Genomic DNA, 23432 nt, shown 5'->3' with positions numbered 1-23432 from the left:
CTCCCGGGGCGGTGGCGGGCTCAGGCGCGCAGTCGTGCCGCGAGGTCGCCGACCGCCCCGATGGCGTACCGCTGCATGGCCGGCCCGAAGGTGATGCGCGTCGCGCCCCAGCGCGCCAACTCGGCCACGGACTCGCTGTCCGCGCCGGCGACCATGTTGATCGGGCCGGTGATGCCCTCGCGCAGCACCGGCAGCAGCTCCGGCGGCGCCAGGATGGGGTACACGCAGTCGGCACCGGCGGCCGTGTAGAGGCGGGCTCGTGCCACCGCGTCGGCCGGGTCACCCGCGCCGACCAGGAACGTGTCGACGCGCGCGTTGATGACGAGCGCGTCGCCAGCCTCCGCGCGGACCTCGGCCAGCCAGTCCGCGTGCCGCTGCGGATCCTTCAGCGTGGCGCCTCCCTCGGAGTCCTCCAGGTTGCAGCCGACGGCGCCCGTCTCCAGGAGCCGCCCGACCAGCTCGCCGGGGGTGAGGCCGTACCCGCCCTCGACGTCGGCGGACACCGGGACGGAGACAGCCCGGACGATCCGCGTCACCGCGGCGAACATCTCGTCGGGCGGGGTAGCGCCGTCCTCGTAGCCGAGCGAGGCGGCGACCCCGGCGCTGGGGATGGCGAGCGCGGGATAGCCGGCCTCGGCGAAGGCCAGCGCGCTGGCCGCGTCCCAGGGACCGGGGAGGACGAGCGGGTCTCCGAGGGCGCGGCCGTGGTGCAGCGCCCGGAAGGTCTGAGCAGTCATCGTGCACGTCTCCCGACGGGATGAAGGGCGGAAGGGGCCGGTCTACTTGACCTTGCGGGTCGAGCGGACCACGATGCCCTCGTACTCCGGGTGCTTGACCAGCCAGTCGGCGAGGAACGGGCAGATCGGCACGACGGTCCGGCGCTTGGCGCGCGCGTCGTCCATCACGGCGCGAGCCAGCGTCGACCCGACGCCCCGGCCCTCGAACGCCGGGTCGACCTCGGTGTGGGTGTAGGCGATGATCGAGCCGGTCAGCTGATAGGTGACGAACCCGGCGACCACGCCCGCCTCGTCGCGCGCCTCGAAGCGCTCCCGCTCCGGCGCGTCTGTCACGGTGAACTGCACCCGACCATCCAACCACCCGAGCCGGTGACGCCTCCCCCGAGGCCAGCAGGAAAGCACCCGCCGCGCATTGTCCGGGCCGGAACGGGAAACGCAGCGCCGCAGCCGGCACGTGGGAGGAGACACGCCACATGACGAACCCATCGACGGACGGCAGCTTCGCGGTCGTGGAGATGTTCACCTCACAGGGCTGCTCCAGTTGCCCTCCCGCCGAGGAGTTGCTGACCGAGATCGAGAGTGACGCCCGGGAACGAGGCCAACCTGTCTTCGGCCTCGGTTTCCACGTCGACTACTGGGACGATCTGGGCTGGCCCGACCAGTTCGCCGACGCTGCCTACACCGCCCGGCAGGAGGCGTACGCCCGGGCCTTCGGCTCCGGACGTCTGTACACGCCGCAGATGATCGTCAACGGCACCGTCGAGTTCGTCGGGTCCGATCGTCGACGGGCGGCCGGTGCGATCGCGTCCGCCCTGGCCACGACCACCGCCACCACCCTCACGCTGTCCGCACCGGACGTCGGCGGGCCGCGGGTGGTGCTGGACTACCAGGTCGATCAGCCACCGGAGGGCGCGGTGCTGAACGTGGCGATCGTGCAACGCGGCCTGGACAGCGAGATCGCCCGGGGGGAGAACGCCGGGCGGACGCTACGGCAGGACAACGTCGTACGGGCCTTCACGTCGGTGGGAGCGGACACTGAGGGCGGACGGATGGAGCTGACGGTGCCGCCCGATCTCGATCCGCGCAGTGCCATGGTCGTCGGCTACGTGCAGGAGAGCGGCAACCGGGCCGTCATCGGGGCGACCGCCATCGGCCTGTCCACCGCGTAATCTCGGCACATGCGGACGGTACGCGGTGTGAGGGGCCCCGGTGGTTGACGCGGATGACGTACGCCGGGTGGCGCTGGCCCTGCCGCACGTGGTGGAGATCGCCAGTGACGGCTTCGATTTCCGGGTGGCCGACAAGGGCTTCGTCTGGTCCTATCCGGAGCGGGTGCCGGGCCGGCCGCGGGTGATCCGACTCGACATCGCGGTGCTGTTCGTCGGGGACGAGGCGGAGAGGCAGGCTCTCCTGCTCGGCGAACCGGACGTCTTCTTCACCGCGCCCGGTTACGACGGCCTGCCCCTGGTGCTGCTGCGCCTGGCGGAGATCGGCCTCGACCGCCTGGACGAGCTGGTGACGGACGCGTGGCGGATGCGCGCGCCGGAGACGCTGCTGAGCGAGCGTGAGGGCGCCGGCAAATAGCGACATCAGTACGCAACAGGATGGACACATTGACGGGGATCTAGGTGCTCCACTACCGTGGCCGTGAGAGCGCTCTCTCACCCGACCTTCCCCCCAATTCAGACGCAACGCGTCGGAGCCGGCAAGGGCCGCACCCGACGCGCGATGGAGGCACCATGAAACCTCCCGTCCCCCACCGCCGATGGGTCCTGGCCGCCACCACCGCGCTGGCCCTGATCGTCGGCGGCCTCGCGATCCCCGTCACCCGCGCCGCCGAAGCCGCGCCCGTCGGCGCCGGCAGCTACACCACCACCCCCGTCGGCCCGCTCCCGAGCGGATGCGGCGCGATGTCCAGCAACCCCCGGCAGTTCGCCACCGCCAACGCGCCCACCGGTCCGATACCCACCAACGACTGGTGGTCCTCCCTGCTGTGGAAGCGCACCGACTGCTCCTTCAGTGAGCCGCTGCACGCCCACCCGATCTCGTACGACACCTTCGGCGACGGGCTCGGCTTCTCCGCCAACTCCACGCCCGCCATCAGCGGCACCGCCACCGGCGTCGGGGAGTTCCACTACCCGTACGTGCAGGACATCCGGGTCGGCGTGGCCGGGCTCGCCGCTCCCCTGGTGAAGGTCGACGGCTGGACGGACTGGACGGTCAGCCCGCACTGGAGCGACGGCACGCGCACCATGCGCGCCACCATCGGCCACGGTCTGCCCTTCGCGTACTTCCAGACCACCGGCGGGAACGCGCAGATCAGCACCGCCGGCACCCCCGACGTCTGGTCCAACAGCGGCGCCACCATCGGTTTCCGGGTCAACGGCCACGACTACGTCGGGTTCGCCCCCAGCGGCGCCAGCTGGACCGTGGCGTCGGGCCGGATCTCGTCCACCCTGGCCGGCCGCGGCTACTTCTCCGTCGCCCTGCTGCCGCCGACGTCCAGCGCGACCGAGCGCGCCGCGCTGGCCGCGACCTACGGTCAGTACGCGCACGCCCACGTGACCGGCACCCAGGTCTCGTACGCCTACAACCCCGCAACCAGCGGCCTGACCACCACGTACGCGTTCACCACGACCGCCCGGGAGGGCACCGCCACGCAGACCGTGGTGAGCCTCTACCCGCACCAGTGGAAATCGCTGAGCGGTTCCACCGCGATCACGCCGACCTACCCGTCGGCGCGCGGCCGGATGAAGGTGCTCACCGGCGTCAACCAGTTCCGCACCGCCATGAAGTTCCAGGGCATCCTGCCGGAGCTGCCGGCCGTCGGCGACGGCAGCGGTGGTGACCTGTCCACGCTCACCGGGCACCTGGCCGCCACCCGCGCCAACCCGATGGACCAGCGCGGCAACGACACCTACTGGACGGGCAAGGGCCTCGGCCGCGCCGCGCGGATCGCCGAGATCGCCGACCAGGTCAACGACACCACGACGCGCGACAGCGCGCTGAACGCGATCCGCAGCACGCTCACCGACTGGTTCACCGCGTCCAGCGGCAAGACCAGCAGGGTCTTCTACTACGACAACAACTGGGGCACCCTGATCGGCTACCCGGCGTCGTACGGGTCCGACCAGGAGCTCAACGACCACCACTTCCACTACGGCTACTACATCGCCGCCGCAGCGACCCTGGCGAAGTTCGACCCGACCTGGGCGGCCACCAGCCGTTACGGCGGCATGGTCGACCTGCTGATCCGGGACGCCAACAACTACCGTCGCGACGACACCCGCTTTCCGTACCTGCGGGACTTCGACATCTACGCCGGCCACGACTGGGCGTCCGGGCACGGCTCGTTCGGCTCCGGCAACAACCAGGAGTCCTCGTCGGAGGGGATGAACTTCGCCAGCGCCCTGATCCAGTGGGGGCAGACGACCGGCGACACCGCCGTCCGCGACGCGGGCGTCTTCCTCTACACCACGCAGGCCGCGGCGATCCAGGAATACTGGTTCGACGTCAGCGACCAGAACTTCCCCGCCGCGTTCGGGCACTCGACGGTCGGCATGGTCTGGGGTGACGGCGGCGCGTACGCCACCTGGTTCAGCGCCGAGCCGGAGATGATCCAGGGCATCAACCTGCTGCCGGTCACCGGCGGTCACCTCTACCTGGGCAACAACCCGGCGTACGTGCGGACCAACTACGCCGAACTCGTCCGCAACAACGGCGGACAACCGACGGTGTGGCAGGACATCCTCTGGCAGTTCCAGGCCCTCGGCGACCCCGACGCGGCGCTGGCGAACCTCCGCGCGAACCCGGGCTACACCCCGGAGGAGGGCGAGAGCCGGGCACACACCTTCCACTGGATCCGCAACCTCGCGGCCCTGGGCAATGTCGACACGACGGTGACCGGCAACCATCCGCTGTCGGCGGTCTTCTCGCGCAACGGTGCCCGCACCTACGTGGCATCGAACCCGACCGCCGCGCCGATCACGGTGACCTTCTCCAACGGCACCACGCTCAGCGTGGGAGCCGGCAAGACGGCCACCACCGGGGCGTACACCTGGAGCGGCGGCAACGCGGCCGGCGGCGTTCCCCCGACGACGCCGACGGACCCCCCGCCGACGACCACCCCGCCGCCGGCCACGGGCGGTCCGACGCGGTACCTGCTGCCCGGAGGCGGGTTGGGCGCCGCCGGTGGCGCGGCCACGACGACTGTCGCGGCGGCAAACGGCAACCACGACGGTACGCCCACCAACGCGCAGGTCTTCACGGCCACCCGCCTCAACCTCGCCTACTCCGGCGGGCAGACCACGTTCGACCTGTTCGTGGACGCCGGGACGGCGGTCGGCAACGGCGTGCAGGTGCGGATCTCCTACGACCTCACCGGCAACGGCAGTTGGGAGCGGGTGGAGACCCTGCGCTACTTCGCCACCGACCCGGTCCCCGGCTACGAGCACTACACGCAGAACGCCGGCTTGTCCTCGGCGACCGGCACGTTGGGCGCACTGAGCAACGGCACGGTCCGGGTGGAGGTCTGGTCGGCGATCGGCAACAACCCGAGCACCGTGGGCATCGGCAACCAGTCGGTGCTGCGGCTTCCGTACTCCTGATCGATCCGCACGGCGCGACCTGATGTCGGCCGGTGCGCAGGACCGTCGTGGTTCTCCGCACCGGCCGACGTCAGTCGGTCATCGTGTGCTCAGGAAGCGGTGCAGGTGGGCGTCAGGCCGGAGGCGCTGCCGTTGCCCTGGAAGCCGAACTCGGTGACCTGGCCGGCACCCAGCCGACCGTTGTAGTCCACGTTGGTGAACCGGACCGTGCCGGTGGTGCCACTGGCCGTCGCACTCCAGGTGTTGGTGACACTCGCGCCACCGGGAAGCGCAACGCTGACGTTCCACCCGTTCGTCCCGGCGGAACCGGCGGTCACCTTCACGGTGGCGACAAACCCACCTGTCCACGAGTTGACCGACACCGACGCCGAGCAACCGTCCGGCGTCCCCGGCGGCGGAGTCGTGGGTGGCGGGTCGGTGGGCGGCGGGGTCGTCGGCGGCGGGTCCGTGGGGATGCCCGGGCCGGCGTTGAGGGCGTTCAGGACATTGGTGTACGCGGCCTTCTTGTTGCCGTTGCAGTCGAAGAGCAGGGCGTTGTCCGAACCCCGCCACGAGTCACAGTCGCGTACGCCCCAGGTGGTGATGCCGGTGCAACGCGAGACAGCCAGGCAGGCGCGGGTGACCGAGCCGAAGATGTTGGCCTGGTTGCCGCCGGTCATCACGTCCAGCTCGGTGATCTGCACATCCACGCCGAGATCGGCGAAACGCTGCAGATTGGCCTGGTAGTCACCGGCCAACGACGTACCCAGGTGCGACTGGAAACCCACACAGTCGATCGGCACACCACGGGACTTGAAGTCCCGCACCATGTTGTAGATGCCTGTCGACTTCGCGTTGATCCCATCGGTGTTGTAGTCGTTGTAACACAACTTCGCACCCGGATCCGCCGCCCGCGCCGCCCGGAACGCCGCCTCGATCCAGTCGTTACCGGTGCGCTGCAGGTTCGAGTCACGACGCCCACCACTACCACCGTCGGCGAACGCCTCGTTCACCACATCCCACGAGTGGATCTTGCCCCGGAAATGCGTCGCCACCTGCGTCACATGGTTGATCGCCGCGTTCCGCAACGCGCTACCCGACATCCCCTGCGCCCAGCCCGGCTGCTGCTGATGCCACAACAGCGCATGACCCCGCACGCTCATGCCGTTGGCCTGCGCATGACTGACCAACCGATCACCACCGGTGTAGCTGAACCGCCCCTGCTGCGGCTCGGTGGCGTCCCACTTCATCTCGTTCTCGGCCACGACACTGTTGAACTCACGGTTCAGGACCGTCACGTACGCGCTGGTGGAGAGCTTGCCCGTCGCGACGGCCGCACCGAAATAGCGGCCCTTCTCCGCCGCCGCGGCCCGCAGGGTCGTGCCGGCGCTGGCCGCAGTGGTCATCGTCAGTGTCATTCCGGCTGCCAGGGCGCCGGCCACTGCGATGGTCACCGCCGCTCGCAGGGCTCGTTTGTGGTTCATGCGACTTCCTTCTCTGTGGTGGTTCAGCGATGGAGTTGCAGCGCCCGAATCTGCTCCCGCGAATGTCGGAGAGACCGGCGGCGGCGATGTCACGCCGACGCCAGTGCCGATTGCGAATTCGTCCCAACCACCGGCGGGACCGTGACGAGCGAGAGCCCGGTGGCCGTCACGGCACCGTTGGTGGGAGCCCTGCCACGACGTCCGGCATGCCCTGGGCGGACGTCGTGTGCGGAGGTGCGACCGGCAGGCTCGCCCGGTGAGCCACAGGTGCGGCCGCCCTCACCCATCGACTGTGAGCGATAACATGCCGTTCGTCAAGCGTCGAGTGGTGCTCGCGCCGATCCCGCGCCGCGGCGGAGTGCCGGAGCCGTACGGGCACGGCTCCGGCACCGCGCGTCACTGGAACGAGGCGTCGTCGACGAGGAGGCTGTCGGTGCCCGCCGCCGTCTCCACGTAGAACGTGGCCCCGGTCAGCGTGCCGCTCCACGAGACGGTCGCCGTTCCGGTGAGCTGGGTCCAGCCGTTGACGTTCACGTCCGCCGTCGGCGTCAGCTGAAGATAGTTCGTCGTGCCGTTGGCGGTCAGCGCGATGGTCGCCTTCGCGGACGGTGTGCCGCTCTGCGCGCGTACCCAGACGCTCGTTGTGTAGCTCTTGCCGTTGGTGAGCTTCGAGGTCACGTCCTGGCTGGGGCCGTTCCACGCCGAGGTGCGCCCGGTGATCGACAGCGATCCGCTGCCGCCGTGCACGACCGAGGTGTTGGTGGAGAGCGTGCCGCTGCCGTTCACGCCCCAACCCGTCGTGCCGCTCTCGACGTTGCCGTTGGTCAGGACGTTCCCGCTGCCGCCGGTGCCACCGAACTGCCACCAGTTGAGGTTGAACAGGTTGCCGGTGCCGCCGGCGAAGCGCAGGTACAGGTCACGCGTGCCGGTCGCGCCGCTCACCGCGCAGGTGGTGGTGGCCCAGTTCTGCCAGCCGCCGGTGCCACCCACGGTGCAGGTGCCGACGACCGGGCCGCTGGCGCTGTCGAGCCGCACCTCGATCCGACCGCCGCTGGTCGCCGAGGCGACCCGGGCGGTGAACGAGGTCGCCCCGCCGCCGAAGGCGACCCCCTTGACCTTGACGTAGTCGCCGTTCTCGATCCAGCCGACGTTCATGCCGCCCTCGCTGGACGGTTCCGTCTCGATGCCGGAACCCCAGGCGATCGTCTCGGCCTCCTGCCGCCCGTACGGATTCAGCGTGCCCACCTGCGGCGCCCCGGCGGTGCTCATGGTGATCGTCGGGATGGTGCCGTTGGAGTTGTAGCTGAACTTCTCCACCGCCACCGAGCGCGTGTAACCGCCACCGCCGGGCAACGCCCCGTTGTGGTAGAAGAAGTACGAGCCGCCGTTGAAGTCGATGACACCGGCGTGGTTGGTGAAGCTGCCGCCCTGCCGAGGCATGATCGTCCCCCGGTACGTCCACGGTCCGGTCGGGCCCGGCGCGGTGGAGTAGGCGATGAACTCCGAGCAGCACTCGGCTGCGAACACGTTGTAGTACAACCCGTTGCGCTTGAAGACCCACGGCCCCTCCTCGTAGAGGGTGGGCCGACTCGCGTTGCCGGTCCGGGTGCCGAACCCCGCCGTGGTAAGCGTGATCCGGGTCGCGCTGCCGGAGTAGGAGATCATGTCCGAGTTCAGCTTCACGTACCACAGGCCCGGGTTGCCCCAGTACAGGTACGCCTGCCCGTCGTCGTCGATGAACACCGACGGGTCGATCTCGTTGTTGCCGACCAGAGGTCGACCGATGGCGTCCCGGAACGGCCCGGTCGGGCTGTCCGCCACCCCCACTCCGATGACCATCTGCCCGTTCGAGCGCTGGCGCACCGGCACGTACCAGTAGAACTTCCCGTTGCGGGCGATGACCTGCCCGGCCCACGCGTTGGCGTCCGCCCAGGCGAAGGTCGACAGGCTCATCGGCGACCCGTGGTCGGTCCAGTTGACCATGTCGGCGGACGACCAGACGCGCCACTCACGCATGGTGAAGTAGGTGGAGCCGTCCTCGTCGTGTCCGGTGTAGAGGTACACCCGGCCGTTGTGCACCAGGGGTGCCGGGTCGGCGGTGTAGATGTGCTGGACGATGGGGTTGTCGGCCCTGGCCGTGTCGGGCACCAGTGCCAGCACGCAGACGATGCTCGCCAGCCAGGCGACGGCGCGTCGGGCGCGGCTGCCGGCGCCGGTTCTGGTGCGATCTTTCACCTTCACGATTTCTCCTACCGAATGCGCGGTGCGCGATGTCTGACTCGGCGGACTGCCGCCACCCCGGCTGCCGATCGAGCGGGCGTTCGTTGTCGCCAGACCCAGCAGCACAAACGGGCGTCCTGTTAGCGCTAACAGGTGATCGCCGATACCCCCTTCGCTGCCTCTGACCTGGGTTTTTGAACTGGCGTGAGACGACCGGCGCAACCTCGCCGTAACGCTGACGTATCAGCGCTGACATCCACGTTTTACGATGCACCGTACTGAGGGGTGCGACGGGCGTCAACGGAGGGCAGGTCATCATGATCCGCCACCCGCCGATTCGGTCCATTCCGCCATAACCTCTATTTCGGACCACGTCGGAGCCCTCAGGCTGTCGCCGAGGTGGGACACGACGCGGCCAGCCGTCCGAGGCGCGAGTTCGGCACGACCGGATCGGACACCAGGCGTCACGGGGGTTGCGGGCATGTTAACGACCAACTATGTTAGCGATCACATTGACGTGGAGCGATTACACCGGGCAGCACGTGGAAGTCCACAGCGGCAGCAACCCCACCCGCGACGGCCGCCGCCGGCGCGCCCAGCCCCGCCCGCCGTTGCGGTAGTCCACCACCAGACCCGTCCCGCTGTCACAAGTCCCTTTGGAGGTTCCATGCCACCCCTCAGCCGCCGACACCTGCTCCAGGCCGCCGGAGCCACAGTGGTGCTCTCCGCGACCGGCACCACTGTCGCCGCCGGCAGCGCGGCTGCGGCCGTGGTGCCACCGGTCCGGCCGGACATCGGCGTCTCGGCGTACCCGTTCGACCTCGGCCAGGTGCGGCTGACCAGCGGCCGCTGGATGGACAACCAGACACGGACGCTCAACTACCTGCGGTTCGTCGACGTCGACCGCATGCTCTACAACTTCCGCGCCAACCACCGGCTGTCCACCAACGGTGCCGCCACCAACGGCGGCTGGGACGCGCCGAACTTCCCCTTCCGGACCCACATGCAGGGGCACTTCCTGACCGCCTGGGCGTACGCGTACGCGGTGCTGGGCGACACCACCTGCCGGGACAAGGCGAACTACATGGTGGCCGAGCTGGCCAAGTGCCAGGCGAACAACGGGGCTGCCGGTTTCGGCGCGGGTTACCTCTCCGGTTTCCCCGAGTCCGACTTCACCGCGCTGGAGGCGCGGACGTTGTCCAACGGCAACGTGCCCTACTACTGCATCCACAAGACCCTCGCCGGGCTGCTCGACGTCTGGCGCTACACCGGCAACACGCAGGCCCGTACGGTGTTGCTGTCCCTCGCGGGCTGGGTCGACACCCGCACGGCCCGGCTCAGCTCCAGCCAGATGCAGTCGATGCTGGGCACCGAGTTCGGCGGCATGAACGACGTGCTCACCGACATCTACCAGCAGACCGGCGACACCCGGTGGCTCACCGCCGCCCAGCGCTTCGACCACGCCGCCGTGTTCAACCCCCTGGCCTCCAACCAGGACCAGCTCTCCGGCCTGCACGCCAACACCCAGGTCCCCAAGTGGGTGGGCGCCGCCCGGGAGTTCAAGGCCACCGGGACCACCCGTTACCGGGACATCGCCAGCAACGCGTGGAACATCACCGTCGGCGCACACTCCTACGTCATCGGCGGCAACAGCCAGGCGGAGCACTTCCGGGCGCCCAACGCGATCGCCGGATACCTCAACAACGACACCTGCGAGCAGTGCAACACCTACAACATGCTCAAGCTGACCCGGGAGCTGTGGCTGCTCGACCCGAACCGGGCGGACTACTTCGACTTCTACGAGCGCGCGACGATCAACCACCTGATCGGCGGACAGAACCCGGCGGACAGCCACGGCCACATCACCTACTTCACCCCGTTGCGGCCGGGCGGGCGTCGAGGCGTGGGGCCGGCGTGGGGCGGCGGCACCTGGAGCACGGACTACAACTCGTTCTGGTGCTGCCAGGGCACCGGCCTGGAGATCAACACGAGGTTGATGGACTCCATCTACTTCCACAACGGCACGACGCTCACCGTGAACCTGTTCACGCCGTCGGTGCTGACCTGGTCGCAACGCGGCATCACGGTCACGCAGAGCACCAACTACCCGGTCAGTGACACCAGCACGCTGACCCTGTCCGGGTCGATGAGCGGCTCGTGGAGCATCCGGGTGCGGATCCCGTCCTGGACCAACGGCGCCACGATCGCCGTGAACGGCACGGTGCAGAACGTCGCCACCACACCGGGCAGCTACGCCGCGGTCACCCGCACCTGGGCCGCCGGCGACACCATCACCGTGCGCCTGCCGATGCAGGTCGTCGTGCGGGCCGCCAACGACAACGCCAACGTCGCCGCGGTCACGTACGGCCCGTCGGTGCTGGCCGGCAACTACGGCAACACCGCCCTGAGCACCCTGCCGGCACTCACCGTCTCGTCGATCTCCCGGACCGGCACCACGGCACTCGCGTTCACCGCGAACGCCAACGGGTCCACTGTCAACCTGGCCCCCTTCCAGGACGCCCACGGATACAACTACACCGTCTACTGGAGCACCAGCGGCGGCGGCAGCACCGGCGGCAGCAGCCGCCTGGTCAACGTCGGCACCGGGCTGGTCCTCGGCGTTCAGAACATGTCCACCGCCGACGGCGGGCTGGCGGTGCAGTGGGGCGACAGTGGCACCGCCGACCACAACTGGGTGATCGTGACCGACGGCAACGCGGTCCGGTTCCGCAACGTCAACAGCGGCAAGGTCCTCGGCGTCGAGAACATGTCCACGGCGGACAACGCCCGGGTCCTGCAATGGTCGGACAACGGCACCGCCGACCACCGGTGGATCCTGGTGGACAACGGCGACGGCACCTACAAGATCCGCAACGTCAACAGCAACAAGCTGCTCGGGATCCTGAACGGGTCGACCGCCTGGGGCGCGCAGGCCGTACAGGACTCGGACAACGGCAGCGCGGACAACCGGTGGCGGCTCGTCCGCAACCCCTGAGATCCGCAGTTCGACGCGTCACCGGCGCGGCTCCTGAGGGCCGCGCCGGTGACGTCGGGCGTCGCACGCCGGGCGGGCGGACGGCAGCGGTCGTACAGTGGATCGGGTCCTGGCCCCAGTGATCGTGGCGGATGGGTCGGCTCGTGCCGCCTCGCCGCCCGGAAGGAGCACAGTGAACCGACCCCTCAGGGCCGCCCTCGGCGGTGCCCTGACCGCCGCCCTCCTGACCTCGGTCGCCGTCGCGCCCGCGCAGGCGCACCCCGGAGTCCGGCCACCCACCGTCCTCGCCCTACCCGACGGGTTCCAGCCCGAAGGCATCGCCACCGCAGGCCGGTACGCCTACTTCGGCTCCCGCGCGACGGGCGCCATCCAGCGCGTCGACCTGATCAGCGGCCGGGGCACGACGATCGGCGCGCCCACCGGCACACCGTCGCTCGGCCTCAAGGTCGACGCACGCGGCCGGCTGTTCGTCTCCGGCGGCACGGCCGGCGACGCCCGCGTGCTCGACACCCGCACCGGCGAGGTGCTGGCCCGCTACCAGTTCGCCACCGCCCCGACGTTCGTCAACGACGTCGTCCTGACCCGCCACGCCGCGTACTTCACCGACTCCAACCGCCCGGTGCTCTACCGGCTGCCGCTCGGCCGCGGTGGCGCGCTGCCGCCCGCCGACGGCTTCACCACCATCGCGCTGACCGGCGCGTACGAGCAGGTCGGCACCGGCGTCAACCTCAACGGCATCACCACCACACCGGACGGCAAGGCGTTGATCGTCGTCCAGTCGACCACCGGCACGCTGTTCCGGGTCGACCCGGCGACCGGCGTGAGCACCGTCGTGGACGTGCCCGGCCACACCTTCACCAACGGCGACGGGCTGCTGCTGCTCGGCCGCACCCTCTACGTCGTGCAGAACCGCCTCAACCAGATCGCGGTGGTCACGCTCAACCACTCCGGCACCGCCGGAACGCTCACCACCACCATCACGGACCCGAACTTCGACGTCCCCACGACCGTCGCCAAGGCACTCGGCCGGCTCTACCTGCCCAACGCCCGCTTCACCACCCCACCGACCCCGACCACGCCGTACACGGTCGTCGCGGTCCGCGCACGCTGACCAGCCCGATGGGGGTACGCGCACCGCGCGTGCCCCCATCGGCAACCCGCGCGGGGTGAGGCCGCGGCCGGCCGCGAGTACGATCACGGGCACCGCGGCGACGACCGTCGCCTCCCCCACCCGGAGTGCGCGTGGCCAATCGTCTGCACCGGTTCCCGCGCCGAGCCCTGGCCGTGGGCCTCCTGATCGTCGCCGCCGGGCTGCCGGCCGGGCCGACGGTGACCAGTTCGACGGACACCAGCAGACCCACGGTCCTGCGGATGCTCCAGCTGAACCTCTGCAACAGTGGCCGCGCCGGCTGCTACACCGGCCGGTCCGTCGCCGTCGCCTCCGACGTGATCAGGGCCGAGGCCCCCGACCTGGTCACCCTGAACGAGATCTGCGACGACGACGTGCCCGCCCTGCGGCGCGTGTTCGAGACCGTCCACCCGGATCGCAGCGTCGTGGCCGCGTTCCAGGCCGCCGGCGACCGGCCCAGCGGCGCCGACACCAGGTGTCGCAACGGTCAGCCGTACGGCATCGGGCTGCTGGCCCACGTCCAGACGCCGGACACCCCGCGCGTCGTGTACAGCGGCATCCACCCGACGCAGGACCTCGCGGACCCGGAGGAACGGGCCTGGCTCTGCGTCGACGTCGACGGCGGCCTGCTCGCCTGCACCACGCACCTGGCCAACACCGGTTACCGCGTTGCGCTCGCCCAGTGCGGCCACCTGCTCGACACGATCCTGCCGACGATCCGTGGAGGCACCGGCTCCGGGCCCGCCGTGCTCGGTGGTGACCTCAATCTGCGGGCCGACGCCGACCCCGACGTGCGCTCCTGTGCGCCGCCGGGCCTCTCCCGGGTCGACGACGGCGCACTACAACACATCGTGGCGACAACCGGCATCACACTCTGTTGCCGCAGGTCGGTGACCATGCGCGGGGCCACGGACCACCCCGGGCTGCTGGCCACCGTCGTCATCGACGGCAGCCGGCCCGGGCGCCCGCCGACGTGAGCCGCCGGCGACCTGTCCGCCCGTCGCGGGTCAGCGGGGCGGGGTGTCCCGACGGGACGGGAACGGGGTGCCGGGCTGGCCGAGGGTGGAACGGGCGCGCAGACCGACCGGGTCCGGGGCGGCGACGGGCGTCGCCGCGGCCGGTTCCGCGACCCGACGCCCGTCCAGGTACGCCGCGGCGGCCCGGTCGTCGTCGGTCGGGGCGGCGAGCAGGGCGTAGAGCAGGCCGACCACCCCGAAGATCACCGCCAGCATGATCGGCACCAGCAGGGTGCTCACCCCGGCGCCGGTCACCTCACCCGCCCGTTCGTGGCGGTGCACCGACAGGGCGCTCATCCCGGTGAAGTGCATCCCGTTCACGGCGACACCCATGACCAGCGCGGAGGCGAAGATCGCCAACCCGCGGCGGACGGTCATCGCGAGCCACAGCGCGACGGTGGACGCCACGACGGCGATGACCACGGAGAGCACGACCCGGACGGTGTCGTAGTCGAGGCTGCCGTTGAGCCGCATCGCCGCCATGCCCGTGTAGTGCATGGACGCCACACCGGCACCGGTGAAGATGCCGCCGGCGATCAGTCGCACCGCGTTCAACCGGCCGGTGCCCACGATGGCCAGGCCGATCCCGACCGCCACCACCGCGATCGCCGTACTGGCCACGGTCAGCGGCACGTCGTAGCGGATCCGGGTGTTCTCGACGGCGAACCCGAGCATGGCCATGAAGTGCATCGCCCAGATGGCGGTGCCTCCCAGCGCCCAGGCCGACAGCAGACCCCACCAGGCCCGCTGGCCGTTCGTCTGCGCCCTGCGGATTCGCCCGGCGCAGACCAGACCGAGGATCGAGCCGAGCACGGACAGCGCGTAGCTCAGCGCGGGCGTGATCCACCCGTACTCAAAGTGATTGATCTCCGCCACGGCGGTTTCTCCCCATTTGTTAGCGGCGCGTCAACAAGGCGCTCCGGCAATGATCAGGGGTGCCGTGATCAGGCGCAACAGCGCCCCCCGGGGCTATCCGGCGGGTGCTGTCGCGGTGACCGTCCGATGCGTCGATTCGTCACCGATGGTGATCGAATGTGGTGATCAGGCCGAGGTGTGGTACGCCAGGACACCCCGGTTGATCGCCGCGATCGCCTGCCGTGCCGTGGAACGCAGCTCCGGGGAGGCGCCGCCGGAATCGGCGAGCTGACCGAGGAGGTCGACCACCTGTCGCGCCCACCGGACGAAGTCACCGGCGGGCATCTCACCGTCGATCTCGTGACCGCTGCCGAGCACCTTGGCCAGCACCTCGCCCCGGGCCCACCGGTAGACCGGCCAGGCGAAGCCGAGATCCGGCTCCCGGGTCGCGTTCAGCCCGCGCGCCGCCTCGTCGGCCTCGATCTCCCCCCACAGCTTCAACGTCTCGTCGACCGCGTCGGCCACTGGCCCGCGCGGCAGCGACGCCCGCTCGTCGACGTCCCGGCGCGCCTCGAAGACCACCACTGACACCGCGGCGGCCAACTCGGCCGGGGACAGGCCGTTCCACACTCCCCGGCGCAGGCACTCGGCGACCAGCAGGTCCGCCTCCGTCCAGATCCGGCCGAGCATCCGCCCCGCGTCGGTGACCGCGCCGTCGCGAGCGAGGTAGCCACGGTCGGTCAACAGCGCGACGATCCGGTCGAAGGTGCGGGCGAGGGACCCGGTACGCCCGGAGACGCGCTCGCGCAGTTCCTCGGTGTCGCGCTCCAGCCGCCGACGCCGTTCCGCCCAGCGGGCGTGGTCCTCCCGCTCCGGGCAGGCGTGGCACGGGTGGTTACGCAGCTCGGTGCGGAGCTGGGTGATCTGGTGGTCCTCCCCGGACACCTGTCGGGAACGGCCACCCCGTCGGCCGCCGTGCCGGTCCAGACCGGTGCCGCTGACCTCGGCGGCGAGATCCCGCCGAGCACCCGGTGAACGGTGGTTGAAGTGCTTGGGCACCCGAATCCGGGCCAGCACCTCGGCGGGGGTGGTGAAGTCGCCGGGGCTGACCCGTCCGGCCCAGCGGTCCTGGGTGAGCACCAGCGGCCGGGGCTCACCGAACCCACCGGTCGCCGGGTCCAGCACGACGGCCAGCCCGGCCCGACGGCCCGACGGCACCCGGATCACGTCGCCGACGCGCAGCCGCTCCAGCGACGCCACCGCGGCGGCCTTGCGCTGGGTCTGCCCCTGCCGGGCGATGGCCTTCTCCCGATCGGCGATCGCCACCCGCAGCGCGAAGTACTCGTCGAAGTCGCCGTGGTGGCACGCGGCCTCCGCGCCGTATGCCTCGATCGTCTCGGTGTTGCGCTGCACCTGCCGGGCCAGACCCACCACCGACCGGTCCGCCTGGAACTGGGCGAACGAGGACTCCAGCAGCGCCCGGGCCGGCTCCGCGCCGACAGTGCCGACCAGGTTCACCGCCATGTTGTACGAGGGCCGGAAGCTGGAGCGCAGCGGGTAGGTGCGGGTGGACGCGAGCCCGGCCACCTGCCGTGGGTCGGTCTCCGGGGACCACACCACGACGGCGTGCCCCTCCACGTCGATGCCCCGGCGACCGGCGCGCCCGGTGAGCTGCGTGTATTCCCCCGGGGTCAGGTCGACGTGCGCCTCGCCGTTGTACTTGACCAGCCGTTCCAGGACCACGCAGCGGGCCGGCATGTTGATGCCCAGCGCCAGCGTCTCGGTGGCGAAGACCGCCTTGACCAGGCCGCGGACGAACAACTCCTCGACGATCTCCTTGAACACCGGCAGCATGCCGGCGTGGTGGGCGGCGAGGCCGCGCTCCAGGCCGTCGAGCCACTCCCAGTAGCCCAGCACCGTCAGGTCCTCGCCGGGGATGGCGGTGACGCGGGACTCGACCACCTGGCGGATCTCGGCCCGCTCGTCCGCCGAGGTCAGCCGCAGCCCGGCGGCGAGGCACTGCTGCACAGCGGCGGCGCAGCCGGCACGACTGAAGATGAACAGGATCGCCGGCAGCAGACCCTCCCGGTCCAGTCGGTCGACGATGTCCGGGCGCATCGGGCCACGCCAGCGCGGGCCGCGCCGACCCGCGCCGGGCCCCGCGCTGCGCCCCTCGCCCAGATCCAGCCGCCGCACGGTCTCCCGGGTGTAGCGCAGCAACTCGGGGTGCACGTCGTGCTTGCGGGCGGCGTCGGCGTCGTGGAACAGGTCGAACATCCGCTTGCCGACCAGCATGTGCTGCCACAACGGCACCGGCCGGTGCTCGCTGACCACCACCGCGGTCTCGCCGCGCACGGTGACCAGCCAGTCGGCGAACTCCTCGGCGTTGGAGACCGTCGCCGACAACGAGACCAGGGTGACCGAGGCGGGAAGGTGGATGATCACCTCTTCCCACACCCCGCCACGGAACCGGTCGGCCAGGTAGTGCACCTCGTCCATCACCACGTACGCCAGCCCCTGCAGCGTGCTGGAGCCCGCGTAGAGCATGTTGCGCAGCACCTCGGTGGTCATCACCACCACTGGCGCGTCGCCGTTGATCGCGTTGTCACCGGTCAGCAGACCGACCTGCTCGGCGCCGTACCGGGCGACCAGGTCGTGGTACTTCTGGTTGGACAGCGCCTTGATCGGCGTGGTGTAGAAGCACTTGCGCCGGGGCGGCGGGGTCGCCGTGTCGTCGGCGGTCACGGGGTCGTCGGGCCGCCCGCGCAACGCCAGGTGGACGGCGAACTCGCCGACCACCGTCTTGCCGGCGCCGGTGGGTGCGCAGACCAGCACACCGCTGCCCCGCTCCAGCGACTGACACGCCTCACGCTGAAAGTCGTCGAGGTCGAACCCCAGGTCAAGGGCGAACTCGTCCAGCGCGGGAAACTGTGAGGCCTGCGCGGCCCGGCGGCGCGCCGCTGCGTAACGCTCGGCGGGACTCGACATGACACCAAGATTAGTGCGTGCCGGGACACGACACCCCACAAGGCCGTCCGGAGGTGCCATCGGGGGCGGTCGGTAGGGTGCACGGCGTGCCGGACCATGCCGAACCGACCCAGACTCCTTCGCCGGGCAACGAGGCCGCCGCCCCGCGGGCGTCCCGACGGCCCGTGAAGGCGGTGCTCTTCGACTTCCACGGCACCCTGGCCCAGGTGGAGGAGCCCCGGCAGTGGGTGCTGGAGGCCGCGGCGGCGTGCGGGGTCACCCTGGACCGGGTCCGGGCCACCTCGCTGGCCGACCGGCTCCTCACCGCCGGGCGTGCCGGAGGGCCCCTGCCGGCGCGGGTGCCACCACGGTTGGCCGAGCTGTGGGCCGACCGGGACCTCTACCAGCACGCCCACCGGGGCGCGTACACCGGGCTGGCCGAGACGGTCGACGCGGGCATCGAGGGTTTCGCCGACGCGCTCTACGAGCGGCTGCTGACCGCCGAGGGCTGGCTGCCGTACGCGGACACCGCGCCCACGCTGACCGCGTTGCGCGACGCCGGGGTGCCGGTCGCCGTGGTCAGCAACATCGGCTTCGACCTGCGGCCGCATTTCGACACGTGGGGTTTGACCGACCTGGTCGGCGCGTTCGTGCTCTCCTACGAGGTGGGGCGCTGCAAGCCCGACCCTGCGATCTTCTGGCGCGCCTGCGGGATGCTCGGTGTCGACCCGGAACAGACGCTGATGGTCGGTGACACACCAGCCGACGCGGGCGCGGTGACCGCCGGCTGCGCGGCGCTGGTGCTCCCGGCCGCCGAACCCGGTCGGGAGAACGGGCTGGGCGCCGTCCTCGATCTCGCCCTGCCGGCCTGACCTGCGGTTTCCGTGCCGTCAGCCGGGAATGTGGATCACTGGTAGCTCGCCGTCGCCGTACCGGTCCTCAGCGGTCAGGATCGAGGCGTCGTGTTCGAGGACGACCAGCGCTGTGGTGGCCAGATCGGCACGGCCCGTCACCGTGCGCCAGAAGCTGAGTTCGTGCCAGGAGTGCCCCTCGGTGGAGAGCACCTCACAGGCGCCCAGGTTCAGCAGGCGGTGCAGGGTTGCTCGTTCCTTCGGGTCGGTGACGATCGCCAGGGCCTCCGCCGCGGTCACGGCGGTGACGCCGAACCTGTTGCGGTCCTGGATGACCTCGTGCAGCGGCTCCCCGACATGCACCGACCCCGCCAGGTACGCCAGCAGTGCCGACCGGTCCAGCACGAGCCGGACCGGGCGGTCGTCCTCGGGGCTCACGCGGCCGGTTGTCCGGGCGTTCCGGCGGCGGCGTCCAGCGCGTGCTGGCGGACCCGCTCGCGAAGGGCGCTGCGGCGCTCCGGGGACCAGTCGGCCTCCACGGCGGCCCGGCGGGTGCGCGCCTCGGCCACGCCCTGCTCGGTGATCGGGATGCCCTGGTGGGCCAGCTCCGCGTCCAGGGCGTCCAGCCGCATCCGGTCACGGACGGCCTGGGTGATGTACGCGCTCGCGTTGGTTTCGCGCTCCAGGCGCTCAGCCACGTCGGGTGGCACGGAGATGGACAGTTTCCTCATCGCGCTGGTCATACCAGCGACCGTACGCCGGTAGCACCACGTTGGCGACCGCTTCCGGCCGTGTCGGCCAGCTTCGGCACGAGTGGAGGGAAGGGCTCGCCCTTGTCGGCCGGTGGACCCGCCGAAGGATGGCCGTAAGGGGCCGCCTACCGTCGTGCCCGTGACCGAGATCCTGCTGCCCACGCCACCACCGGCCGACGCACCACCGGCCCGGCGCGGTGGCGTCGCCGCCGTGGGCCTGGTGCTCGGCGGGGCCCTCTCGGTGCAGTTCGGCTCCGCCGTGGCCGCGCTGCTCTTCCCGCGCACCGGGGTGGCCGGCGCCGTGACCCTGCGGTTGACGATCTCAGCGGTGCTGCTGCTCATCGTGTGCCGGCCCCGGTTGCGCGGCCACGACCGTTCGGCCTGGCTCGCGGCGGGCGCGTTCGGGTTGGCGCTGGCCGGCATGAACTCGCTCTTCTACCAGGCCATCGAACGCATCCCGCTGGGTCCGGCGGTGACGCTGGAGGTGCTCGGCCCGTTGGCGCTGTCGGTGTTCAACGCCCGACGACTGGCCAGCTGGGGCTGGGCGGGACTCGCGCTGGCCGGGGTGGCGCTGCTCGGCCAGGGCGGCTTCGACCGACTGGACCCGGTCGGCGTGGCCTTCGCGTTCGGCGCCGGCGCCATGTGGGCCGCGTACATCGTGCTGAGCGCGCGCGTCGGCAGCCGGTTCCCGGGCGCGGACGGGCTGGCCCTGGCACTGACCCTCGCCGCGCTGGTCACCCTGCCGCTGGGCATCGTCGACGGCGGCGCGGTGCTGCTCGACCCGCCGGTGCTGGCGCTGGGCACCGCCCTCGCGGTGCTCGCCTCCGGCCTGCCCTACACGCTGGAGCTGCTGGCGCTGCGGCGGATGCCCACCGCCACCTTCGCCGTGCTGATGAGCCTCGGGCCGGCCATCGCCACGCTCGCCGGGTGGTTGGTGCTGCGACAGGCCCTGACAGTGCTGGAGTGCGCCGCCATCGTGCTGGTCATCGCGGCCAGCATCGGGGCGGTACGGGTCAACGCAACAGTCGCAGGGCGCCCGGGACGGCGCTGATCGTCACCGGCAGGCCCAACGAGCGTTCCCCGTCGGCGTACGTGGTGATGCCCTCGGCGCTCAACTCCACGGTGCGGGCGCGGAAGCTGCGCACGAGCGGGTGGCTGACGTGGGTGCCCTGGTAGATGCGCGGCTTCACCCGGATCAGGGTCCGCCGGTTGACCCGGCCCGCCACCACCACGTCGAGCAGCCCGTCGGTTGGGTCGGCGTCGGGGCAGATCCGCATCCCTCCGCCGTACGTCGGGCAGTTGCCCACCGCCACCAGCACCGCGTCCAACTCGTGCGGCACCCCGTCGAGGCGCAGCGTGTAGCGGCGGGGGCGCAGCCGGGCCAGCTCGACCAGGATCGCCAGGTCGTAACGGCGGGGGCCCCGCGGCCAGCGCATCCGGTTGGCCCGCTCGTTGACGATCGCGTCGAACCCGGCCGCGAGGACCGCCCCGTACCAGCGCACCGTGCCGTCGAACCCGACCATCCGGGCGAGGTCCACGGCGCGGCTGCGGCCGTCGCGCAACGCCGACGAGATCACCTCCGCCGCTGCGAGGGGGTCAGCCGGAAATCCCGTGTCCAGGGCGAAGTCGTTGCCGGTGCCGGCCGGGATCGGGCCGAACGGCACATCCGTGCCGGCGACCGCCTGCAACGCCCGGTGCACAGTTCCGTCCCCGCCGATCGCAACCAGCGCGCCCGCACCGTCGGCGACCGCAGCCCGGCACGCCGCCTCCGCCTCGGCCGGACCGGTCGCCGTCAGCAGCCGGATCGGTCGCCCGGCGGCGGCCAGCCCGTCCAGCAGTCGTGGCAGCAGAGCGCTGTAACGGCCTCGCCCAGCGGTCGAGTTGGCGAGCACGGCGACGGGGCCGTTCAGGTGATCTTCTGCGGTCACGGGCAGCACCGTAGCGGTCGGACGACGGCCGGCCAAGCCGCATTCAGACGGCCTTCCGCGGCGGAACGGTATTCACACCTGCCGTAGACCGAACAGGCCGAGGAAGGCGAACAACGCGCCCACTGCCAGCGGCAGACCGACCGTCACCAGGTGGTGCCTGAACGAGGCCAGTCTCGGGTCGTTCGGACGCCCCCGCGGGTAGATCACCGGAACCTCCTGCCCGACGCGGTGGACACGCCCGCTGGATCGTATGGCGACCGTGAACTGGCGCTTGCTGCCGTTCTCGTCGACGAAGGCGATCACCGGTGCGTAGAGCGGGCCGTCGTCGACGGTCCTCTCGTGGCCTATCACTGTGCCGACAGATGCCACGCCGGTTCGGCGCAGCTTCCGGATCCCCCATGCCTGCACCACGCCGACGCACGCCAGGGACACACCTATGAGAGTGGTGATGATGGCACCGGAGTTCATGGATGCATGATGCACTTCGCCGCAACGGTCGGGCGACCCGGGCGTCTGTCCACAGGACCGGCAACGCCGTCCCCGCCAGGCGGGGACGGCGTTGGTGGACCCAGCACGCCGAGGCGTCAGGTCATGTCGTCGTAGCGACGCTCGATCGGTGCCGGCCTGGCGATCGGCTCGGGTACGCCGATCGGCGCTGTCGAGTCGACCCGCTGCCCGGCCACGACCGGGTCCTTGTCGAACTCCAACGGCGACACCTCGTCGTCGTCGATGCCGGCGTAGACCTCCTTGCCCCGCCCACGCCGCCGGTCGTTGAGGAACGCCACGCCCACCGCCACGAAGTACAGCAGCGAGAGGGACAGTGCCAGCAGCGTCATGCCGAACGGACCCGGGTCCGGTGTGGCGATGGCGGCGAAGGCGAAGCAGACGAAGATGACCGCGCGCCACCAGCTCAGCAGTCGCCGGGCGCTGGCGACCCCGGTGAAGTTGAGCATCAGCAGGATGAGCGGAAACTCGAACGCCACCCCGAACAACAGGATCATGTTCGTGACGAACCCGATGTAGCGGGTGACTTCCAACTGGGTGGAGAGGCCGGTCACGCCCGCTTCCAGCAGGAACGCGAGGCCCTTGTCCACGACGAGGTAGGCCAGGACCGCACCACCGGCGAACAACGGGGCCGCGATCGCGACGAAGACATACGCCCACTTGCGCTCGTGCCGGTGCAGCCCTGGTGCGATGAACGCCCAGAGCTGGTAGAGCCAGACCGGCGCCCCGGCGATCAGGCCGATCCAGAGCGCCAGCTTCAGCTTCAAGACGAAGCCGTCCGCAGGCGACAGCTGAAGGAACGCCCGGCAGTTGCCGAGCGCGTCGGTGGCATCCGGCAGGCTGCAGTACGGCTCTTTCAGCAGGTCGAACGCCGGCTGGGCCAGGAAGAACCCGAGGATCAGGCCAGCGACGATCGCCAGTGACGCGCGAAACAACCGATCGCGCAGTTCGCGGACGTGCTCGATGAGCGTCATCGAGCCGTCGGCGGCCCGCTCGAACGCCTTTGGGCCGCGTTTACGCAGTGCGAAGGCCACGATGGTGGGGCCCTTCGGTCAGTTGTCGCGGACGCGGTGCACCGGGTCGACGACCGGCTGCTGCGTCGGCGCCTGCTGGTAGGGCGCCTGCTGCGGCTGCCCGGTGTACGGCGCCTGCTGCCCGGCGTGCGGCGGCAGCGGCTGGTAGCCGGACTGCGCGTCGGCCTTCTCGGCGAGGTCGCGGTCGTCGTCCTGCAGGCTCTTGGTCTCGGCCTTGATGATCCGCAGCGACCGACCCAGCGAACGGGCAGCGTCGGGGAGCCGCTTCGCACCGAAGAGCAGGATCAGCACAACCACGAGAACAGCGATGTGCCACGGCTTGAGGGCACCCATGAGAAGCTCCAGTCGGTCTGTGTCCGAGGGGTGGTACGCAG

General features: G+C 70.8%; 20 protein-coding genes. 8 read left to right on the top strand and 12 right to left on the bottom strand.

What is annotated here, in order from left to right:
• Nucleotides 1–20: 20 nt before the first annotated feature.
• Entirely contained in the window at nucleotides 21–737 is a 717-nt protein-coding gene (locus tag CLT68_RS21490; RefSeq protein ID WP_099853417.1) for an isocitrate lyase/PEP mutase family protein, read from the bottom strand.
• A gap of 42 nt (nucleotides 738–779) precedes the next feature.
• The gene (locus tag CLT68_RS21485) at nucleotides 780–1082 is read right to left on the bottom strand and encodes a GNAT family N-acetyltransferase (protein WP_088948139.1); all 303 of its coding nucleotides are present in this window, start codon (nucleotides 1080–1082) and stop codon (nucleotides 780–782) included.
• Nucleotides 1083–1210: 128 nt separating this feature from the next.
• Here CLT68_RS21485 and CLT68_RS21480 point away from each other — a divergent pair, with 128 nt between their 5' ends.
• From CLT68_RS21480 to CLT68_RS21470, 3 genes are all read left to right on the top strand, one after another.
• Entirely contained in the window at nucleotides 1211–1906 is a 696-nt protein-coding gene (locus CLT68_RS21480; RefSeq protein WP_099853414.1) for a DUF1223 domain-containing protein, read from the top strand.
• A gap of 40 nt (nucleotides 1907–1946) precedes the next feature.
• Nucleotides 1947–2321 carry an MmcQ/YjbR family DNA-binding protein gene (locus CLT68_RS21475; RefSeq protein ID WP_099853411.1) on the top strand — a complete coding sequence of 125 codons (375 nt, stop codon included), beginning with the start codon at nucleotides 1947–1949 and terminating at the stop codon, nucleotides 2319–2321.
• A 155-nt stretch (nucleotides 2322–2476) separates the two neighbouring features.
• The gene (locus tag CLT68_RS21470) at nucleotides 2477–5344 is read left to right on the top strand and encodes a glycosyl hydrolase (RefSeq protein WP_099853408.1); all 2868 of its coding nucleotides are present in this window, start codon (nucleotides 2477–2479) and stop codon (nucleotides 5342–5344) included.
• A gap of 89 nt (nucleotides 5345–5433) precedes the next feature.
• Here the strand turns inward: CLT68_RS21470 and CLT68_RS21465 are convergent, their stop codons facing one another.
• Together CLT68_RS21465 and CLT68_RS21460 are read right to left on the bottom strand one after the other, a co-directional pair.
• Nucleotides 5434–6807 carry a glycoside hydrolase family 10 protein gene (locus tag CLT68_RS21465; RefSeq protein ID WP_099853406.1) on the bottom strand — a complete coding sequence of 458 codons (1374 nt, stop codon included), beginning with the start codon at nucleotides 6805–6807 and terminating at the stop codon, nucleotides 5434–5436.
• Nucleotides 6808–7203: 396 nt separating this feature from the next.
• Nucleotides 7204–8955 carry a family 43 glycosylhydrolase gene (locus tag CLT68_RS21460; protein WP_199177253.1) on the bottom strand — a complete coding sequence of 584 codons (1752 nt, stop codon included), beginning with the start codon at nucleotides 8953–8955 and terminating at the stop codon, nucleotides 7204–7206.
• 739 nt (nucleotides 8956–9694) lie between these two features.
• Between CLT68_RS21460 and CLT68_RS21455 the strand changes: the two genes are divergently transcribed.
• The 3 genes from CLT68_RS21455 to CLT68_RS21445 all read left to right on the top strand — a co-directional run bounded on the left by CLT68_RS21455 (nucleotide 9695) and on the right by CLT68_RS21445 (nucleotide 14128).
• Complete coding sequence (locus CLT68_RS21455; RefSeq protein ID WP_099853403.1) at nucleotides 9695–12022, top strand: beta-L-arabinofuranosidase domain-containing protein; 2328 nt, start codon at nucleotides 9695–9697, stop codon at nucleotides 12020–12022.
• 172 nt (nucleotides 12023–12194) lie between these two features.
• Nucleotides 12195–13133: a superoxide dismutase gene (locus CLT68_RS21450; protein ID WP_099853401.1), complete on the top strand. Its 939-nt coding sequence runs from the start codon at nucleotides 12195–12197 to the stop codon at nucleotides 13131–13133.
• A gap of 131 nt (nucleotides 13134–13264) precedes the next feature.
• The gene (locus tag CLT68_RS21445) at nucleotides 13265–14128 is read left to right on the top strand and encodes an endonuclease/exonuclease/phosphatase family protein (protein WP_486482265.1); all 864 of its coding nucleotides are present in this window, start codon (nucleotides 13265–13267) and stop codon (nucleotides 14126–14128) included.
• Nucleotides 14129–14158: 30 nt separating this feature from the next.
• Here the strand turns inward: CLT68_RS21445 and CLT68_RS21440 are convergent, their stop codons facing one another.
• A complete protein-coding gene (locus tag CLT68_RS21440; protein ID WP_099853398.1) occupies nucleotides 14159–15043 on the bottom strand; it encodes an MHYT domain-containing protein in 885 nt (294 codons plus the stop codon).
• Between the two features lie 165 nt (nucleotides 15044–15208).
• Entirely contained in the window at nucleotides 15209–18010 is a 2802-nt protein-coding gene (locus tag CLT68_RS21435) for a DEAD/DEAH box helicase (RefSeq protein ID WP_099853394.1), read from the bottom strand.
• 86 nt (nucleotides 18011–18096) lie between these two features.
• Between CLT68_RS21435 and CLT68_RS21430 the strand changes: the two genes are divergently transcribed.
• Complete coding sequence (locus tag CLT68_RS21430; RefSeq protein WP_088951735.1) at nucleotides 18097–18861, top strand: HAD family hydrolase; 765 nt, start codon at nucleotides 18097–18099, stop codon at nucleotides 18859–18861.
• A gap of 18 nt (nucleotides 18862–18879) precedes the next feature.
• On the opposite strand, the gene CLT68_RS21425 is transcribed toward CLT68_RS21430, so the two are convergent.
• A complete protein-coding gene (locus tag CLT68_RS21425; protein ID WP_099853392.1) occupies nucleotides 18880–19278 on the bottom strand; it encodes a hypothetical protein in 399 nt (132 codons plus the stop codon).
• Nucleotides 19275–19583 carry a hypothetical protein gene (locus tag CLT68_RS21420; protein WP_099853389.1) on the bottom strand — a complete coding sequence of 103 codons (309 nt, stop codon included), beginning with the start codon at nucleotides 19581–19583 and terminating at the stop codon, nucleotides 19275–19277. Before CLT68_RS21420 ends, CLT68_RS21425 begins: the two co-directional genes overlap by 4 nt.
• Nucleotides 19584–19725: 142 nt before the next feature.
• On the opposite strand from CLT68_RS21420, the gene CLT68_RS21415 reads away from it, so the two are divergent.
• A complete protein-coding gene (locus CLT68_RS21415) occupies nucleotides 19726–20643 on the top strand; it encodes an EamA family transporter (RefSeq protein WP_486482264.1) in 918 nt (305 codons plus the stop codon).
• On the opposite strand, the gene CLT68_RS21410 is transcribed toward CLT68_RS21415, so the two are convergent.
• From CLT68_RS21410 to tatA, 4 genes are all read right to left on the bottom strand, one after another.
• Entirely contained in the window at nucleotides 20606–21529 is a 924-nt protein-coding gene (locus tag CLT68_RS21410) for a diacylglycerol kinase (RefSeq protein WP_099853387.1), read from the bottom strand. The genes CLT68_RS21415 and CLT68_RS21410 overlap by 38 nt on opposite strands.
• A 63-nt stretch (nucleotides 21530–21592) precedes the next feature.
• Nucleotides 21593–21988 (bottom strand): DUF3592 domain-containing protein, encoded by a 396-nt coding sequence (locus CLT68_RS21405; RefSeq protein ID WP_099853384.1) that lies wholly within the window; start codon nucleotides 21986–21988, stop codon nucleotides 21593–21595.
• A gap of 116 nt (nucleotides 21989–22104) precedes the next feature.
• Nucleotides 22105–23058, bottom strand: a complete 954-nt coding sequence (gene tatC / locus CLT68_RS21400; RefSeq protein ID WP_099853382.1) for a twin-arginine translocase subunit TatC — start codon at nucleotides 23056–23058, stop codon at nucleotides 22105–22107.
• Between the two features lie 18 nt (nucleotides 23059–23076).
• Nucleotides 23077–23391, bottom strand: coding sequence for a Sec-independent protein translocase subunit TatA (tatA, locus tag CLT68_RS21395; protein WP_088948123.1), 315 nt, complete (start codon nucleotides 23389–23391; stop codon nucleotides 23077–23079).
• Between the last annotated feature and the right edge of the window lie 41 nt (nucleotides 23392–23432).

This window comes from Micromonospora sp. CNZ299 (assembly GCF_002754415.1).
This window is presented reverse-complemented; position numbering and strand designations above follow the sequence as displayed.

Coding starts and splice junctions, on each gene's coding strand:
- CLT68_RS21490 (WP_099853417.1), bottom strand. CDS start 737: ATGACTGCTCAGACCTTCCGGGCGCTGCACCACGGCCGCGCCCTCGGA.
- CLT68_RS21480 (WP_099853414.1), top strand. CDS start 1,211: ATGACGAACCCATCGACGGACGGCAGCTTCGCGGTCGTGGAGATGTTC.
- CLT68_RS21470 (WP_099853408.1), top strand. CDS start 2,477: ATGAAACCTCCCGTCCCCCACCGCCGATGGGTCCTGGCCGCCACCACC.
- CLT68_RS21465 (WP_099853406.1), bottom strand. CDS start 6,807: ATGAACCACAAACGAGCCCTGCGAGCGGCGGTGACCATCGCAGTGGCC.
- CLT68_RS21455 (WP_099853403.1), top strand. CDS start 9,695: ATGCCACCCCTCAGCCGCCGACACCTGCTCCAGGCCGCCGGAGCCACA.
- CLT68_RS21435 (WP_099853394.1), bottom strand. CDS start 18,010: ATGTCGAGTCCCGCCGAGCGTTACGCAGCGGCGCGCCGCCGGGCCGCG.
- CLT68_RS21420 (WP_099853389.1), bottom strand. CDS start 19,583: ATGACCAGCGCGATGAGGAAACTGTCCATCTCCGTGCCACCCGACGTG.
- CLT68_RS21405 (WP_099853384.1), bottom strand. CDS start 21,988: ATGAACTCCGGTGCCATCATCACCACTCTCATAGGTGTGTCCCTGGCG.
- tatA (WP_088948123.1), bottom strand. CDS start 23,391: ATGGGTGCCCTCAAGCCGTGGCACATCGCTGTTCTCGTGGTTGTGCTG.